The following is a 15846-nucleotide window of genomic DNA, read 5'->3' as shown; positions in this document are numbered from 1 at the left end:
ATGATCCGCACGCTACTGTTGGCTACCCTGCTGACCGGTCTCCTGCTGCCGCCCCTGGCCCTGGCGGCCGGCACGCCCGAAGCGCTGCTCATCGAGCAGGGGCATTTCTGGCAGGCACGCAAGAACGCGCCCCGCGCCCAGGAGACCTGGAACAAACTGCTCGAACTGGATGCGCAGCAGCCCGAGGCGCTCTACGGCCTGGGCCTGATCGAGGTACAGGCCGATCGGCTGTCGGCGGCCCAGGCCTATCTGCGCCGCCTGCAGGCGCTCAAGCCCCTGCCCCAGCAGGCCTTGCAACTGGAACAGGACATCGCCCTGGCCAGTGGCGACAATCCGCAGCGCCTGGTGGATGCCCGCCAATTGGTCAGCGAAGAAAAGCCCGTGCCGGCCCTGGCGCTCTATCGCCAGCTGTTTGGCGGTCGGCTACCCCAGGGCGATCTGGCGCGGGAGTACTACGACATCCTCGCCTATACCCCCAATGGCTGGCAGGAAGCGGGGCCAGGCATCGAGCGCCTGCGCAAGCTGCAACCTGCCGACCCGGCGCTGATGCTGATCCAGGCCAAGCACCTGGCGCGCTTTCCGGCCAGTCGCAGCCGTGGCATCCAGACCCTGGCCGATCTCAGCACGCGTAAGGACATCGGCGGCGAGGCCGCTGAGTACTGGCGCCAGGCCCTGGTCTGGAGCGGTCCGCCCGGTCCGGCCGAGGCGCCGCTGTTCGAGGCCTATCTACGCCAGCATCCCGACGACGCCGAGTTGCGCGCCCAGCTGGAAAAGGGCCGTGCCCTGAATCGCAGCGGCGGTCTGGATCCGCAACTGGCCCGCGGCATCGAGGCCTTGCGCCGCAATGAGCTGGGCGCTGCCGAAGAGGCCTTCCAGGCACGGCTCAAGACGGCACCTAACGACGCCAACGCCCTGGGCGGACTGGGCATCGTCCGCCAGCGCCAGGAGCGCTTCAGCGACGCCGAAGACCTCTTGAGCCGCGCCAGCCGCCAACCGGGCGGGGCGCGCTGGCAGGCGCCCCTGGCCGAGGTGCGCTACTGGGCGCTGCTCGCCCAGGCCCGTCAGGCCCAGCAAACCAACGACTTCACTACCGCCCGTGCCCGCGTGGAGCAGGCGCTGCGGCTGGACGCCAAGCGTCCGGAAGCGCCGTTAGCCCTGGCCGGGCTGCAGGCCCAGACCGGGCAGCTGGACGCCGCCGAGGCCGGTTATCGGCGGATCCTGCAGCAGGATCCGCGCAATCTGGAAGCCCGCCGGGGCCTGATTGACCTGCTGGCCGAGAGCGAGCGTCCGGCCGAGGCCCTGCGCCTGCTCGACACCCTGACGCCAGCCGAACGCGCCAAGCTCGGCAATCTGGATCGGCTCAAGGCCACCCAGGCCCTGCAGGAAGCCAAGCTGGCCGAAGGTCGTGGCGATCTCCAGGGCGCCCGGCGCGCCCTGGAAGACGCTCGCCGCGCCGATCCGGACGACGTCTGGACGCTGCTCGCCCTGGCCCGCCTGCAACTGCGCCAGGGCCAGGCCCAGGCGGCCCGCCAGACCCTAGACAGTGGCCTGGCCAAGGATCCCCAACGCCCCGAGGCGCTCTATGTCCGCGCCCTGTTCGCCCTGGAGCAGCAGGATCCCGCGGCGGCGCGCGAGCTGCTCGGGCGCATCCCGTCGGCCCAGCGCACTCCGGCCATGAACGGCCTGGCCGCCGATCTCGACTTCGATGCCAGGGTAAGCGCCGCTCGCGACCTGGCCCGCCGCGGCCAGCAGCAGGCCGCACGCCGCCAGCTGGCGGCCCTGGAGCCGCAGGCCGGCGAGCGCGCCGCGGCCCTGGGTGGTCTGGCAGCGGCCTATGCCGAGGCCGGCGATCCCGAACGCGGTCTGCGCCTGCTGCGCGATGTCCTGGCCCGCGAACGCACGCCCGATCCCGCCCTGCGCCTGCAATATGGCGAGGTGCTGCTGCGCAGTGGCGCCGACGACGAGGTCAACGCCCTGCTGCACGACCTCCAGGGGCAGCGCCTGAGCGCCGCGCACCGTCAGGGCTATGAAGACCTGCTCTATCGCTATCGGGTGCGCCAGGCCGACCAGCTGCGCGAGCGCGGCGATCTGGTCACCGCCTACGACACCCTCGCGCCAGCCCTGGCCCAGCGCCCGGACGATGACCTGGCCAATGCCGCCCTGGCGCGGTTGTACCTGGCCAATGGCGAGGCCGACAAGGCGCTGCGCCTCTATGAGCCCCTGTTGCGCCGCGCGCCCGACAATCCCCGGCTGCAACTGGGCGCGGCCGATGCGGCCGTGCGGGCCCGTGACAGCGCCTATGCCGAACGCGCCCTCGAACGCGCCGTCACCCTGGGCGCCGATGACGTGGCGGTGCTGACCGAGGCCGCACGTCTCTATCGCGCCCTGGGCCGCGATGGCCGGGCCACCGAACTGCTGCGCCAGGTGGTCGCGGTGGAGCGCCGCGACGCCGAGACCGCGCGGCCCCTGGCCAGCGCGCCGGCCAATCCCTTCGGCACGCGGCGCGGCAGCGCCACCCTGGCCAGCCAGGCCATTCCGCCCACTGCCGACCAGTTGCTGGCGGCGGCCAAGACCGCCCCGCCAGCGGACGTAGCCGAGGCCCCGCGCGACAGCGCCGCCGAACGCGCCCTCGACGACCTGCTGCAGACGCGCAGCGCGCGGATCACCCAGGGCCTGACCGTGCGCAGCAACGATAACGAGCGCGGCCTCGGCAAGCTCACCGACGTGGAGGCGCCGCTGGAGATCGACTTCCCGCTGGGCGACGTGCGCCTGGCCGTGCGGGTGACCCCGGTCAGCCTGAACACCGGCAGCGTCGGCAGCGACGCCCGCAGTCGCTTCGGTGGCGGTCCGGCCGCGACCCAGGCCTCGCCGGATGCCTCGCCGGGCAGCCAGAGCGACAGCGGCGTGGGCCTTGCGGTGGCCTACAGCGATCCCCAGCTCGGCCTCAAGGCCGACGCCGGCACCACGCCCCTGGGCTTTCTCTATTCGACGCCAGTGGGTGGGGTGAGCCTGGACCGGCCGCTGACCGATAACAGCCGCTATACCCTCTCGGCCTCGCGCCGCGCGGTGATCGACAGCCTGACCTCCTTCGCCGGCAGCGAGGACGCCCGTACCGGTCAGCAATGGGGCGGCGTGACCGCCAACGGCGTACGCGGCCAGCTCGGTTATGACGACCGCCAGTTCGGCGCCTATGCCTATGCTTCCTGGTACCGGCTGCTGGGCAACCATGTCGCCGACAATAGCCGCACCGAATTGGGCACCGGGCTGTATCGCTATCTGATCAACAGCGAAGACAGCCGCCTGACGCTGGGCCTGTCCCTCACCGGCATCGCCTACGACAACAACCAGGCCTTCTTCACCTACGGCCATGGCGGCTACTTCAGTCCGCAGCGCTTCTATGCCCTGGGCGTGCCCCTGACCTGGTCGCAGCGTACCGATCGCTGGACCTGGCAGCTGCGCGGCGCGGTGGGCGTGCAGCGCATCGTGCAGGACGGCGCCGATTTCTATCCGACCGACGCCCGGCTGCAGGCCGCGGCGAGCCAGGCGCTCGGCGCCCCGGCGGTCTATGGCGGCCAGCGCAAGACCAGTATCGGCTACAGCCTCCTTGGCGCCACCGAGTACCAGCTCGGGCGCCAGCTGTTCGTTGGCGGCAACCTCGGCGTCGACAACGGCCGCGATTTCCAACAGCTCAATGGCGGCCTCTATCTGCGCTATACGCTGGATCCCCAGGACCGCGCACTCACCTTGCCGGTCAGTCCCTATCGTTCCCCCTACGACAACTGATTCACGGAGCTCCCATGGCAGCCAGCCTTCTCACCGGCCTTACCATTCTCATGATCGGCGACAGCCACCTGGCCACCCCCGACTACCTGATCGGCGCCCTGCAGGACAGCCTGGTGCAGCAAGGCGCCAAGGTGCACACCCTGGGTATCTGCGGCACCAACGCCGGCGACTGGCTCAAGGTCACCCCCGGCACCTGCGGCGGCGCCGAGCGGCGCAACGGCGACAAGGCCGTGGTGCTCGGCGGCAAGGCCGCCACCCAGCCGATCAACGAACTCATCGCCGCCGACAAGCCCGACCTGGTGCTGATCGTCATGGGCGACACCATGGCCAGCTACACCAACCCCAGCTTTCCCAAGACCTGGGTCTGGCAGCAGACCACCAGCCTGACCAAGGCCATCGCCGCCACCAAGACCCACTGCGCCTGGGTCGGCCCGACCTGGGGCACCGAGGGCGGCAAATACGGCAAGACCTTCGACCGGGTCAAGCTGATGTCCGGCTTCCTCGCCAGCAACGTCGCACCCTGCAGCTACATCGACTCTCTGAGCTTCGCCAAGCCCGGTCAGTGGGCCACCATCGACGGCCAGCACCTCACCGGCCCGGGCTACAAGTCCTGGAGTTCGGCCATCGTCGACGCCCTGAACAAGCTGCCCGCCGACAAACTCAAGGGAGCCGCCCAGTGAAGGCCCTGCTGCTGCTCGGCCTGCTAGTGAGCGGGATGGCCCAGGCCGAGGTGTCCCTCTATCCCACCGGCCCCAGCGAAGACTCGGCTTTCCTCAGATTCGTCAACGCCGGCAGCGAGCCGCTGGCGCTACAGGCCTCCGGCTCCGCCGCACGGCTGCAACTGGAAGCCGCCAAGCCGGTCTCCGACTACCTGACGGTGCCGGCGACCAAGGCCATCCAGGGCGAACTGGTCCAGGGCGCGGCCAAGGCCCCGCTGGAGCTGACCGTGGCCGCCGGTGAATTCGCCACCCTGGTGGTCCTGCCCGGCAGCCCGCTGGTGCAGCGCCTGGTGCGCGAGCAACCCGACGACTTCAACGCCCTCAAAGCCTCGCTGGCTTTCTACAGCCTGGATCCGCAGTGCGCGAACCCGGGGCTGCAGGCGGCCGGCCGCAATGCCGAGATCTTTAAGAACGTCGCTGACGGCACCCTCCAGCGCCGCAGCCTCAACGCCGTGGCGCTCAAGGTGCAGCTGACCTGCGCCGGCCAGGCCACCGGTGACGCCCTGGACCTGGGCGAACTCAAGGCCGGCGAGCGCTACAGCGTGCTGCTGCTGCCCGGCGCCGCGGGTCCGCGGTTGCTCGCCACCCAGGACGCTATCGCCCACTAAGGACAGCCGCTCGATGGTCTTCGCCTCGCTGGAATTCCTCACCCTCTTCCTGCCGCTGTTCCTGCTGGTCTACGCCCTGGCGCGGCCCGGCGGGCGCAACGGGGTGCTGCTGGTGGGCAGCTGGCTGTTCTATGGCTGGCTGAGTCCGCTGTTCCTGCTGCTGCACATGGCCCTGGCCTTGCTGGCCTGGGTCGGCGGGCTACTGGTGGATCGCGCGCGCGAAGGCTCAAGGACCCGGCTACGGCTGCTCGCCGGGCTGATCGTGCTCAACCTGGCGGTGCTCTGCTGGTACAAGTACGCCAACATCGTCGCTGCCACCTGGAGTCAGGTGCTGGTGAGCGCCGGCGCCCTGCCGCTGGACTGGCAGAAGGTGGCCTTGCCGGCCGGGCTGTCCTTTATCGTGCTGCAGGCCATCTCCTACCTGGTGGATGTCCACCGCCACGTGGTGCCGGTGGAGCGCAGCTTCGTCAACTACGCCACCTACATCTCCATGTTCGGCCACTCCATCGCCGGGCCGATCATCCGCTACGACTGGGTGCGGCGCGAACTCAACCAGCGCTGGTTCACTCGTGAGAATTTCGCCCTCGGCGCGCGCCGTTTCATGATCGGCCTGTGCATGAAGGTGCTGGTGGCCGACACCCTGTCGCCGCTGGTGGATGTGGCCTTCCACCTCGATCAGCCGTCCTTCGTCGACGCCTGGATCGGCTGCCTGGCCTATTCGCTGCAGCTGTTCTTCGACTTCGCCGGCTACAGCGCCATGGCCATCGGCCTGGGCCTGATGCTGGGTTTCCACTTCCCGGAAAACTTCAACCGACCCTATCTCGCCCGCAGCATCCAGGACTTCTGGCGGCGCTGGCACCTGTCGCTGTCCAGCTGGCTGCGCGACTACCTCTATATCTCCCTGGGCGGCAATCGCGGCGGTCGCTGGCGCACCTATCGCAATCTCTTCCTGACCATGGCCATCGCCGGCCTCTGGCACGGCGGCGACAGCTGGAACTACCTGCTCTGGGGCATGCTGCACGGCCTGGCGCTGTGCCTGGATCGCCTCTGGGACGAACTCGGTGGCCGCCCGCTGCCGCGTCCCCTGGCCCACGGCCTGACCCTGCTGTTCGTGGCCCTGGCCTGGACGCTGTTCCGCGCGCCGGACTTCGCCACGGCGCTGTCGATGTACGCCGGTCAGTTCGGCCTGCACGGCTTCGCCCTGGGCGATGCCCTGGCTGTGACCCTGAGACCCGTGCACGGCCTGGCTGCCCTGCTGGGCGTGGCCTGCGTCCTCGCCCCGCTGTGGCAGGCGCGCATCGAGGCGCGTCTGCCCGGCAGCGCCCTACTGCGCGGTATCGGTGCCCTTTGGCCGATAGCCGGCTTCCTGCTCTGCTTCGCGCTGATCGCCAGCCGCGAAGCCGTGCCCTTCCTCTACTTCCAGTTCTGAGGCCGCCGTCATGAGCGCTCCCGCCCTGCCGCCCTCGCCCGCCCCGCAGCCGCCCAGTGTCACCAGCACACGCCTGGCGCCCCTGGCGGGAATCGTCTTCGCGCTGTTCCTGGCCCTTGGCCTTCTATCCTGCGCCTGGGCGCTGCTGACCGAGCGCCTGTCGCTCTGGCCGGAGCAGGTGGATCGCCACGCCCTGCTCGAAGGCGAGCTCACCCACCATATCGCCAAGGAGCTGGCCCAAGCGCCGCTGCCGGAAGCGGCCGCCCGCCTGGAACGGGGCGCCAGCTGGCTGCTGCTGGGCGATACCGGTCCGCGGGTACGTCAGGGCTGCCCTGGCTGGCTGTTTCTCGCCGAAGAACTCGACGTCCCGCGCCAGGCGGCCGCCAATGCCCGGGCCCGCGCCCAGACGGTGATCGAGCTGCGTCGGCAACTGGCTGCCCGGCACATCCAGCTGCTGGTCACCGTGGTGCCGGACAAGAGCCGCATCGCCGCCGACCAGCTGTGCAGCCTGCACCGACCGGCCGCCTTCGCCAGCCGCGTCGCCGACTGGACGCGGCTGCTCAGCGCCGCCCAGGTGCCGGTGCTCGACCTCACCGCGGCACTCGCGCCCCTGGGCAGCGCCGCCTTCCTGCGCACCGACACCCACTGGAACGAGACCGGTGCCGAGGCCGCAGCCCGCGCCCTGGCCACCCATATCCAGGCGCTGCCCTTCCAGGCCAGCCCGGCACGGACATTCGCTCGCACGCTGCTGGCGCCGGCACCGCGACCCGGAGACCTGGTACGCCTGGCCGGCCTGGACTGGCTATCGCCGCGCCTGCAACCCGCGCCCGAGGTCCTGCGGCTGACCCAGGTCGACAGCCGCGCCGCGGCCGGCGCCAGCGATGATCTGTTCGGCGACGGCGACCTGCCCAATGTCGCGGTGATCGGCACCTCCTTCTCGCGCAATTCCAATTTTCTGCCCTTCCTGGAACAGGCCCTGGGGGCCAGCGTCGGGCGCTTCGCCAAGGACGGCGGACATTTCGCCGGCGCGGCGCGGGACTACTTCGACAGCCCTGCCTTTCGACAAACCCCGCCACAGTTATTGGTCTGGGAAATTCCCGAGCGCGATTTACAATCTCCCCGCCCCGAGGCGTTGCGTCTCGATCCGCGTCCTTGAGGCAACCAAGGCTTTCCCCATGGGTCTGAGGACGCAGCCCTTAGCTCCCAGGAAGCCTTTCGATGACGGAACTGTTCGCCGGCCTGACCCAGTGGATCACCCATCACAATGAGTGGCTCGGCGTTGCCATCTTCGTCGTAGCCTTTCTCGAATGCCTGGCCTTGGCCGGTCTGGTGGTGCCCGGCACGGTGGTGCTGTTCGCCATTTCCATCGCTGCCGGCAACGGCGCCATGAGTCTCTTCGATACCCTGCTGCTCGGCTTCCTGGGTGGCATCCTCGGCGATGCCGTATCGTATTTTCTCGGCCGCCATTTCCACGAACGCATTCGCCGCCTGCCAGGTCTGCGTACCCATCCCGAATGGATCAGCCGCGCGGAAGACTTCATCCACAAGTACGGCGTTGCCAGTCTGCTGGTCGGCCGCTTCATCGGCCCCTTGCGGCCCCTGTTGCCGCTGATCGCCGGCATGCTCGACATGCCCGTGGTGAAGTTCGCCGCCGTCAGTCTGGTGGCCGCGACTGGCTGGTCGATCGCGGCTCTGGGCCCAGGCTGGGTGGCCGGGGCGGCCTTGCGCCTGCCGCTGCCCGAGGGCTTCTGGTATCAGGCGGGCCTCGTGACGGGCGGCACTGTGCTGCTGGCGACCGTCATCGCCCACGGCGCCTGGCGCGAGCGGGCCGGCACTACCCTGCTCAGCGGTGCGCTGTGCCTGGTCGGTCTGCTGGCCCTGCTGTTCGGCTGGCACCACCTGCGCGCCTTCGACGAGGGCCTGATGGCGCTGGTCCAGGAGCATCGCGAAGGCTGGCTCAACCTGGTCGCCGTGGTCATTACCCGCATGGGCGATTTCCGCACCCAGCTGATCCTCGCCGCGGTGCTGATTCTGGTGCTGGCCGCCTTCCGCCAGTGGCGGCCGCTGCTGTTCGCCCTGGGCACCACCCTGGGCACCGCCCTGGCCAATGGCCAACTGAAGAACCTGCTGGCCCGTGCCCGACCCGACGTGCTGGCCGAGCCGCTCACCACCTACAGTCTGCCTAGCGGCCACAGTTCGGCCTCCTTTGCCTTCTTCTTGACCCTGGGCATCCTGGTCGGTCGCCGCTACGGGCCACGCGGGCGCCTCGCCTGGCTGGTGATCGCGGCCCTGCCGGCCGCGCTCATCGCCCTCAGTCGCGTTTATCTGGGCGTGCACTGGCCGACCGACATCCTGGCCGGCGCTCTGCTCGCCGGGGGCTTCTGCGGCCTTAGCCTGGCGCTGTTGCAAAAGACCGGCGGCAATCGCCTGGAACCCGTTCCGACCCGGACTTGGTGGGTACTGTTGCCGCTGATCCTGCTGATCCTGGCTTTCGCCGCGGGCTGGGCCCTGCCGGAGGCCATCGAACGCTACGCGCCCCGCCTGTAGCGCCACCCCGAACTAAAAAAACCTGTCGCGGTCATGCAGTTCCGGTGCAATTGTGGTCTGAACGCCTGGAACGGCAGAAGTGGCTGGGGAGAGGTGATCGATGGCAGCGCAGATTGCCGACTGGAACGAATTGGACTTTCTCGCCGGCGGCGGCGAAATGGGTGCCCGGTTGCGTACCCACGACTGGTCGGAATCCCCTCTGGGCGCGCCGTCGCAGTGGCCGCAATCACTGCGCTCCGCACTCAGCATCTGCCTGAATTCCAGCTTTCCCACCGCCATCTACTGGGGGCCGGACCTGCTGCTGCTCTACAACGACGCCTGGGCGCCGATCCCCGCCGAGCGGCATCCCTGGGCCCTGGGCCGTCCGGCGCAGGAGGTCTGGCAGGACATCTGGCCCGTGGTTGGGCCGCAATTCGAGCAGGTCCTGAGCACCGGCCAGGGCTTTTCCGTCTTCGACCAGTTGCTGCCGATGGTGCGTCAGGGCGTGGTCACTGAGACCTACTGGAACTACAGCTTCACGCCGATCCGCGGTGAAGGCGGCGAGGTCGCCGGATTATTCAACCAGGGGCACGAGACCACCCAACGCATCCTCGACGAACGCCGCCGCGCCGCCGATGCCGCGCGCCAGCGGCGGATGTTCGAACAGGCGCCGGGCTTCGTCGCCATCGTCCGCGGGCCGGACCACGTCTTCGATTTCGTCAACGTCGCCTTCAGCCGACTGTTCGATGGTCGGCCCCGCGAAGGTCTCACGGTACGCGAAGTCTTTCCCGAGCTGCAGAATCAGGGTTACTTCGAGTGGCTCGAACAGGTCTATCGCAGCGGTCGCCGCTTCGTCGCCGAACACCAGCCGATGCGACTGGAAACGGCGGGTGAACCGATCCGGACCCTGTACCTGGATTTCATCTATGAACCCCTGACCGACGAAACCGGCCAGGTAATCGGCATCTTCTGCCAGGGGCAGGACGTCACCGAAGCCCATCTGGCACGGGCCGCCCTGGAGGCCAGCGAGCGCCGCTTTCGCACCGCCCTGGAAATCGAGACGGTGGGGGCGCTGTGCTTCGACGCCGAGGGCCGGTTGATCGATGCCAACGACGCCTTCCTGCGCATGAGCGGGCATGACCACGAGGATCTGGTGGCCGGTCGCATCGCCTGGCCCGCGCCGACGTTGCGATGCGCCGACGACCAGCTGCCGCCCGACGAGCGCAGCTACCGGCGACGCGACGGCTCGACCGGCTGGGCCCTGGTGGCGGCCAAGCGCCTGCCCGACGGCAGTGCCTTCGAATTCCTCGTCGACATCAGCGACCGCAAGCGGGCCGAGGCCGAGTTGCGCGAGGAAACCCGTACCCTGGAAGCCCTCAAGCGCATCGACACGGAGCTGGCCAGCCAGCTGGATCTGGCGCACCTGGTGCAGACCGTGACCGATGCCGGCGTGGAGCTGACCGGAGCGGACTTCGGCGCCTATTTCAATCAACAGCCCGAAGCGCGTGGCGGGCGCCTGCAGCGCTTCACCCTGTCCGGCGTCGAGCGGGGTGTTTTCGAGCAGTTCGGCGAGTCCGGCGCCACCGCGCTGTTCGCCACCACCCTGGACAGCGCGGGCGTGGTCCGGAGCGACGACCTGGCGAGCGATCCCCGGCTTGGCCAGGCCCTGGCGACTCCCGGCAGAACGGCCAGCCGTCTGCCCCTGCGCAGCTATCTGGCCGTCTCGGTGGTAGCCCGCAGCGGGGCGGTGCTGGGCGGACTGGGCTTCGGCCATCCCGAGCCGAGGCGCTTCAACGCCCGCCACGAACGGCTGATGGTCGCCCTGGCCGCCCGTGCGGCCATTGCCATCGAACAGGCCCAGTTGTTCCAGGCGGTGCGGACCGCCAACGAGACCCTCGAACAGCGGGTGGTCGAGCGCACCGCCGAATTGACCCAGGCCCAACAGGCCCTGCACCAGGCGCAGAAGATGGAAGCCATCGGCCAACTGACTGGCGGCATCGCCCATGACTTCAACAATCTGCTGGCCGGCATCATCGGCAGCCTGGAGCTGATCGAGCGCCGCCTGCAGCAGAACCGTACCGACCAGCTCGACCGGCTGCTCGGTGGCGCCCAGGCCTATGCCGCGCGCGCGGCCTCCCTGACCCAGCGGTTGCTGGCCTTTTCCCGGCGGCAGACGCTGGAACCCAAGCCAACCGATGTCAACGAGCTGATGCTGGCCATGGAGGAGCTGATCCGTCGCAGCGTCGGCCCGGCGATCGAGGTCCAGGCCGAGCCGGCGGAGCCGCTCTGGCCGACGGTGATCGATGCGGTCCAGCTGGAAAGCGCCCTGCTCAATCTGGCGATCAACGCCCGCGATGCCATGCCCCAGGGAGGCCAGTTGCGGTTGTCCACGGCCAATCTGCCCGAGGATGCGCCGGAGCGACCGCACGACCTGCCCGCCGGCGACTATGTGAGGGTCAAGGTGAGCGATACCGGGACCGGCATCGCGTCGGAGATAGTGGAGCGGATCTTCGATCCCTTCTTCACCACCAAGCCGCCAGGCCAGGGCACCGGCCTGGGACTGTCGATGGTGCACGGCTTCGTGCACCAGTCGGGCGGTCAGATCCAGGTGGACACCACGCCTGGCGCGGGCACCTGCATCTCGCTCTATCTGCCACGGGCGCCAGAGGGCGACGCCCGCACGTCCTGAGCGACACCTGGCGGCGCCGCTCCGCCGAGTTTAGAGGCCGGCGCCGTGGGGCGTGGTGCCGCCCTTCATCTGGGATTGCAGGTAGTTCTGCAAGCCGATCTTGTCGATCAGGCCCAGCTGCTGCTCCAGCCAGTAGGCGTGGTCTTCCTCGGTGTCTTCCAGCTGCACGACCAGAATCTCGCGGGTGACGAAATCCTTGTGCTGGTTGCACAGAGCCACGCCCTGGGCCAGGGCTTCGCGCACCTCGTACTCCAGCGCGAGGTCCGCACGCAGCATCTCCGGCACGGTCTGGCCCACGGTGATGGCGTTGGGCCGCATGTCCGGCGTGCCTTCGAGGAAGAGGATGCGGCGCAGCAGGGCATCGGCGTGCTGGGTTTCCTCCTCCATCTCGTGGCCAATCCGCTCGTACAGGCGCATCAGGCCCCAGTCCTCGTACATCCGCGAATGGATGAAGTACTGGTCGCGCGCCGCCAGCTCGCCACGCAGCAGCTGGTTGAGGTAGTTGATGACGTCCGGATGGCCTTGCATGAAAAGAGTCCTGTGCTGTTCAGTGCCCAGTTTAGCGCGCCAGCGCCAGGGAGGCGCCGTTCATCGCCCGACCACTGGGGCCGTTCGTCTCATCGCAGCGCTAATCGTTCTGCTTCACGCTCAGCTTAACCACGGTGGTGGTGGCTCCTCGCGCACGCTGGGTTCATCCTGTTCGCGCCGTGCCGCCTGGCGGCGCTCCTCGTCACGCCGCGCCGCCTCGATCTCGCGCATCACCGCATGGACGTCGGCCTGGTCTTCACGCTCGGCGAATTCGCCGGTGAGCCGCGTATTAGCGAACAACTCGCCCTTCTCGAACAGGGCCCACATCTCCGGCGCATAGCGCGTCGTACGCAATTCCGGCGCGAAGCGACCGAAGTACAGCGCCATGTTCTCCACGTCCCGCGCCAGCAGGCGGAAGGCGTGGTTGTTGCCAGCGGCATCCACCGCCTGGGGCAGATCGATGATCACCGGGCCGTCCTCGGCCAGCAGCACGTTGAATTCGGAAAGGTCGCCGTGGACCAGGCCGGCGCAGAGCATGCGCACGATCTGGCCGATCATCAGGTCGTGATAGCGCAGCGCTTCCTCGGCGGTGAGGGTCACGTCGTTGAGGCGCGGCGCGGCCTCGCCATTGCCGTCGGTGACCAGGTCCATCAGCAGCACGCCATCGAGGAAGTCATGGGGCTTGGGTACCCGCACCCCGGCATCGGCCAGGCGATAGAGCGCCGTCACCTCGGCATTCTGCCAGTTGTCCTCGCGCTCGCGGCGACCGAACTTGGAGCCCTTGGCCATGGCGCGATTTTCCCGGCTGCCACGCACCTTACGCCCCTCCTGGTATTCGGCGGCCTGGCGGAAGCTGCGCTTGTCGGCCTCCTTGTAGACCTTGGCGCAGCGCACCTGACTGCCGCAGCGCACCACGTAGACCGCCGCCTCCTTGCCACTCATCAGGGGCCGTATCACCTCATCGACCAAGCCGTCCTCGATCAGCGGCTCGATGCGTTTGGGAGTTTTCATCGCCGGTTCCAGCTCCTTCTTGTCGGTCGTCACAGGGGACGTGTGAGGCAAGTTTCAAGCCAGACGCCGAGAAAGGGAAGTCGGCATCGCCCCTGAGCGTGCGACTCATCGAAGCGGACAAGATTCCTTGGGCGTGACCGGCTGCGCCCTCAACCGGAAAAGAACGCGAGGAAACGACGCCATTCGTCTTGGGCCACCGCCAGCTCCACCGGGGCGAAGCGCACCTCGTGATGGGCCGGGCACTGGGCCAGGCGCGCCAGGTCCAGGGGATGGATGAAGCCCAGCAGCGGATAGCCGCCCATGGTCTGGCGATCGGCCATGAGCACGATGGGCTGGCCGTCGGGCGGTACCTGGATGGCACCGGTCACCACCCCCAGCGACCACTGGCGGCGTGGTGGCGCCAGGGGCACGTCCCCGGCCAGGCGGATGCCCATGCGGTCGGATTGCGGGCTGATGCGCCAGGGCTGGTCGCAGAGCGCCTGCTGCGCCGCCGGACCGAAGGCCTCGGCGTCGCCGCCAAAGATCACCCTCAGGGTTGGCACCTCGCGATAGTCCGGGACGAAACGCGCCGCCGGTCCGCACCTGTGGGCATGCAACACGGTCACAGTCGCGCAGCCCAGCCGCTGTCCGGCCGTCAGGGCAGCGCCCTGGCCCTCCAGCCCGCCCAGGCCTTCGCGCCGGTTGCTGGCCACGCTGCCCAGGGTCGTCGAGGCCTGGAAGCCGCCACCGGCCGCGGCCAGATAGGCGCGCTGTCCAGCCTGGGCGAAGCCCAGCCGCAGTCGCGCGCCGGCCTTTACCGGAAAGCACGACCAGGCCGGCAGGGACTCGCCATCCAGCCGGGCGTCCAGCGGCGCGCCGGTCAGGGCCAGCCAGGTGTCGGTCTCGATCTCGAATTCGGCGCCGCCCAGGGCGATCTCCAGCAGCGGCGCCGTCATCGGGTTAGCCACCAGGCGATTGGCCCAGCGTGCGGCATGGCCGTCCATGGGGCCCGAGGGCGCCACGCCCAGGTGCTGCCAGCCCTGGCGGCCGAGATCCTGCAGCAGGGTCAGGGGACCGGGCTTGCTGACCAGCAGACCGCTCATGGCTGACCTCCCTGGGCACGAAAGGCGGCTTCGTCGACCGGCACGAAGCGCACTCGATCGCCAGGCGCCAGGAGGCACGGCGGCTCGGCCCGGGCATCGAAGACCGTCCACAGGCAGCGGCCGATGAGATTCCAGCCCCCTGGCGAGGCCTGGGGATAGACCGCGGTCTGGCGCTCGGCGATGGCCAGACTGCCGGCGGGGACGCTGGTGCGCGGCGTGCTGCGCCGCGGCAGCGCCAGGCACTCGTCCAGCTCGCCGAGAAAGGCGAAACCGGGCATGAAGCCGATGGCCCCCACCTGATAGTCACGACCACTGTGGAGGCCAATGACCTCGGCCTCGCTCAGGCCACAGCGCTCGGCCACCTCGGCCAGATCGGGTCCGGCATAGAGGGTCGGCACCTCGTGCAGACGCCCGCCCTCGCCCGCCTTCGCGGCACCTGGCCAATCGGCCAGCAGGGGTTCGAGGCCGGCCTGCAGCTCGGCCAGGGTCAGTTGCCGGGGGTCGTAGTGCACCAGCAGGCTGGTCCAGCCCGCCACCAGATCGGTCACCGCCGCGCCGAAGCGCTGGCGAATCCGCTCGCCCAGGCGGGCGATGCGCGAAGGCAGTTCGGCATCGGGGTGCTCGGCCAGTTCGAGCAGCAGCGCCGCAACGCCAAAGGGCTTGCAGGCGATCATAGGGCGTCCAGCGCCGCGCGCAGCCGGCGCAGCACTGCCAGGGATTCGGCATTGTCGCCATGCACGCAGAGGCTGTCGGCCTGCAGGCGCATGGGCTGGCCATCGAACCCGGGAAAGTCTTCGCCCCGGGCGATGGCGACGGCCTGGGCCAGGATACGCTCGGGATCATGGTGAACGGCGCCGGCCTGGCCACGCGGGGCCAGGGAGCCGTCGGCCAGATAGGCGCGATCGGCGAAGGCTTCCAGCAGCAACGGCACCCCGGCGGCTTCGGCCAGCCGGCGCTCGCGGGCGTTGTCGGCCTTGGCCAGCACCATCAGCGGTAGTCCCTGGCGATAGCGGGCGCAGGCGGAGAGCGCGGCGGTCAGCAGGGCATCGTCCTTGACCAGGGCGTTGTAGAGGGCGCCATGGGGCTTCACGTACTCGACGCGTACGCCTGCGGCGCGGCAGAAGGCGTCCAGGGCGCCGATCTGGTAGAGGATCATGGCTTCCACTTCGGCCGGAGTGCAGGCCATGGGCCGCCGACCGAAACCCACCAGGTCGGGATAGGCCGGATGAGCGCCGATCTGCACGCCATTGGCCACCGCCAGGGTCACGGCGCGCTGCATGATCAGGGGATCGGCGGCATGGAAGCCGCAGGCCAGATTGGCCTGGTCGACCAGGGGAATGGCATGGGCATCATCGCCCATGGACCAGGCACCGTAGCTTTCACCGGAATCGCAATTGAGCAGCAGGCGAGCGGGCATGACAGGATCCTCTGAGGAAGTAGCTCGAGTGTCGGAAAGCCGGGGCGCCGCTGT

Annotated in this window: 12 protein-coding genes; 7 read left to right on the top strand and 5 right to left on the bottom strand. The window is 69.1% G+C overall.

Going from position 1 to position 15846, the window contains the following annotated elements; genetic code table 11:
- The 7 genes from V6W80_RS05260 to V6W80_RS05230 all read left to right on the top strand — a co-directional run bounded on the left by V6W80_RS05260 (position 1) and on the right by V6W80_RS05230 (position 11754).
- Complete coding sequence (locus V6W80_RS05260; RefSeq protein ID WP_338546066.1) at positions 1–3783, top strand: cellulose synthase subunit BcsC-related outer membrane protein; 3783 nt, start codon at positions 1–3, stop codon at positions 3781–3783.
- Between the two features lie 14 nt (positions 3784–3797).
- Positions 3798–4463: a cell division protein FtsQ gene (locus V6W80_RS05255; protein ID WP_017642524.1), complete on the top strand. Its 666-nt coding sequence runs from the start codon at positions 3798–3800 to the stop codon at positions 4461–4463.
- A gap of 35 nt (positions 4464–4498) precedes the next feature.
- Positions 4499–5110, top strand: coding sequence for an alginate O-acetyltransferase AlgF (locus V6W80_RS05250; RefSeq protein WP_257706589.1), 612 nt, complete (start codon positions 4499–4501; stop codon positions 5108–5110).
- Between the two features lie 13 nt (positions 5111–5123).
- Positions 5124–6539, top strand: coding sequence for an MBOAT family O-acyltransferase (locus tag V6W80_RS05245; protein ID WP_338546065.1), 1416 nt, complete (start codon positions 5124–5126; stop codon positions 6537–6539).
- Positions 6540–6549: 10 nt separating this feature from the next.
- Positions 6550–7695: an alginate O-acetyltransferase AlgX-related protein gene (locus V6W80_RS05240; protein ID WP_338546064.1), complete on the top strand. Its 1146-nt coding sequence runs from the start codon at positions 6550–6552 to the stop codon at positions 7693–7695.
- 62 nt (positions 7696–7757) lie between these two features.
- On the top strand, positions 7758–9086 hold the full coding sequence (locus tag V6W80_RS05235; RefSeq protein WP_017642528.1) for a bifunctional DedA family/phosphatase PAP2 family protein: 1329 nt from the start codon (positions 7758–7760) through the stop codon (positions 9084–9086).
- A gap of 100 nt (positions 9087–9186) precedes the next feature.
- Entirely contained in the window at positions 9187–11754 is a 2568-nt protein-coding gene (locus V6W80_RS05230; protein ID WP_338546061.1) for an ATP-binding protein, read from the top strand.
- A 30-nt stretch (positions 11755–11784) separates the two neighbouring features.
- Here V6W80_RS05230 and bfr read toward each other — a convergent pair whose 3' ends face one another.
- From bfr to V6W80_RS05205, 5 genes are all read right to left on the bottom strand, one after another.
- Entirely contained in the window at positions 11785–12282 is a 498-nt protein-coding gene (gene bfr / locus V6W80_RS05225; protein WP_007159675.1) for a bacterioferritin, read from the bottom strand.
- 120 nt (positions 12283–12402) lie between these two features.
- Positions 12403–13293, bottom strand: coding sequence for a PA4780 family RIO1-like protein kinase (locus V6W80_RS05220; RefSeq protein ID WP_059313875.1), 891 nt, complete (start codon positions 13291–13293; stop codon positions 12403–12405).
- A gap of 149 nt (positions 13294–13442) precedes the next feature.
- Positions 13443–14375, bottom strand: a complete 933-nt coding sequence (locus V6W80_RS05215) for a biotin-dependent carboxyltransferase family protein (protein ID WP_338546057.1) — start codon at positions 14373–14375, stop codon at positions 13443–13445.
- Positions 14372–15049 (bottom strand): 5-oxoprolinase subunit PxpB, encoded by a 678-nt coding sequence (gene pxpB, locus V6W80_RS05210; RefSeq protein ID WP_338546056.1) that lies wholly within the window; start codon positions 15047–15049, stop codon positions 14372–14374. The genes V6W80_RS05215 and pxpB overlap by 4 nt, the downstream gene beginning before the upstream one ends.
- Positions 15046–15792 (bottom strand): 5-oxoprolinase subunit PxpA, encoded by a 747-nt coding sequence (locus V6W80_RS05205; protein WP_338546055.1) that lies wholly within the window; start codon positions 15790–15792, stop codon positions 15046–15048. The genes pxpB and V6W80_RS05205 overlap by 4 nt, the downstream gene beginning before the upstream one ends.
- Positions 15793–15846 lie beyond the last annotated feature (54 nt).

It is taken from the genome of Pseudomonas benzopyrenica (genome assembly GCF_036884265.1).
Classification (GTDB): Bacteria; Pseudomonadota; Gammaproteobacteria; order Pseudomonadales; family Pseudomonadaceae; genus Chryseomonas; species Chryseomonas benzopyrenica.
The sequence above is the reverse complement of the archived record's forward strand: the minus strand, read 5'-3'. Positions and strand labels throughout refer to the sequence as shown.

Excerpts from the sequence above, each read along its gene's own strand:
- V6W80_RS05260 (WP_338546066.1), top strand. The coding sequence starts at position 1 with ATGATCCGCACGCTACTGTTGGCTACCCTGCTGACCGGTCTCCTGCTG.
- V6W80_RS05255 (WP_017642524.1), top strand. The coding sequence starts at position 3,798 with ATGGCAGCCAGCCTTCTCACCGGCCTTACCATTCTCATGATCGGCGAC.
- V6W80_RS05250 (WP_257706589.1), top strand. The coding sequence starts at position 4,499 with ATGGCCCAGGCCGAGGTGTCCCTCTATCCCACCGGCCCCAGCGAAGAC.
- V6W80_RS05245 (WP_338546065.1), top strand. The coding sequence starts at position 5,124 with ATGGTCTTCGCCTCGCTGGAATTCCTCACCCTCTTCCTGCCGCTGTTC.
- V6W80_RS05240 (WP_338546064.1), top strand. The coding sequence starts at position 6,550 with ATGAGCGCTCCCGCCCTGCCGCCCTCGCCCGCCCCGCAGCCGCCCAGT.
- V6W80_RS05235 (WP_017642528.1), top strand. The coding sequence starts at position 7,758 with ATGACGGAACTGTTCGCCGGCCTGACCCAGTGGATCACCCATCACAAT.
- V6W80_RS05230 (WP_338546061.1), top strand. The coding sequence starts at position 9,187 with ATGGCAGCGCAGATTGCCGACTGGAACGAATTGGACTTTCTCGCCGGC.
- bfr (WP_007159675.1), bottom strand. The coding sequence starts at position 12,282 with ATGCAAGGCCATCCGGACGTCATCAACTACCTCAACCAGCTGCTGCGT.
- V6W80_RS05220 (WP_059313875.1), bottom strand. The coding sequence starts at position 13,293 with ATGAAAACTCCCAAACGCATCGAGCCGCTGATCGAGGACGGCTTGGTC.
- V6W80_RS05215 (WP_338546057.1), bottom strand. The coding sequence starts at position 14,375 with ATGAGCGGTCTGCTGGTCAGCAAGCCCGGTCCCCTGACCCTGCTGCAG.
- pxpB (WP_338546056.1), bottom strand. The coding sequence starts at position 15,049 with ATGATCGCCTGCAAGCCCTTTGGCGTTGCGGCGCTGCTGCTCGAACTG.
- V6W80_RS05205 (WP_338546055.1), bottom strand. The coding sequence starts at position 15,792 with ATGCCCGCTCGCCTGCTGCTCAATTGCGATTCCGGTGAAAGCTACGGT.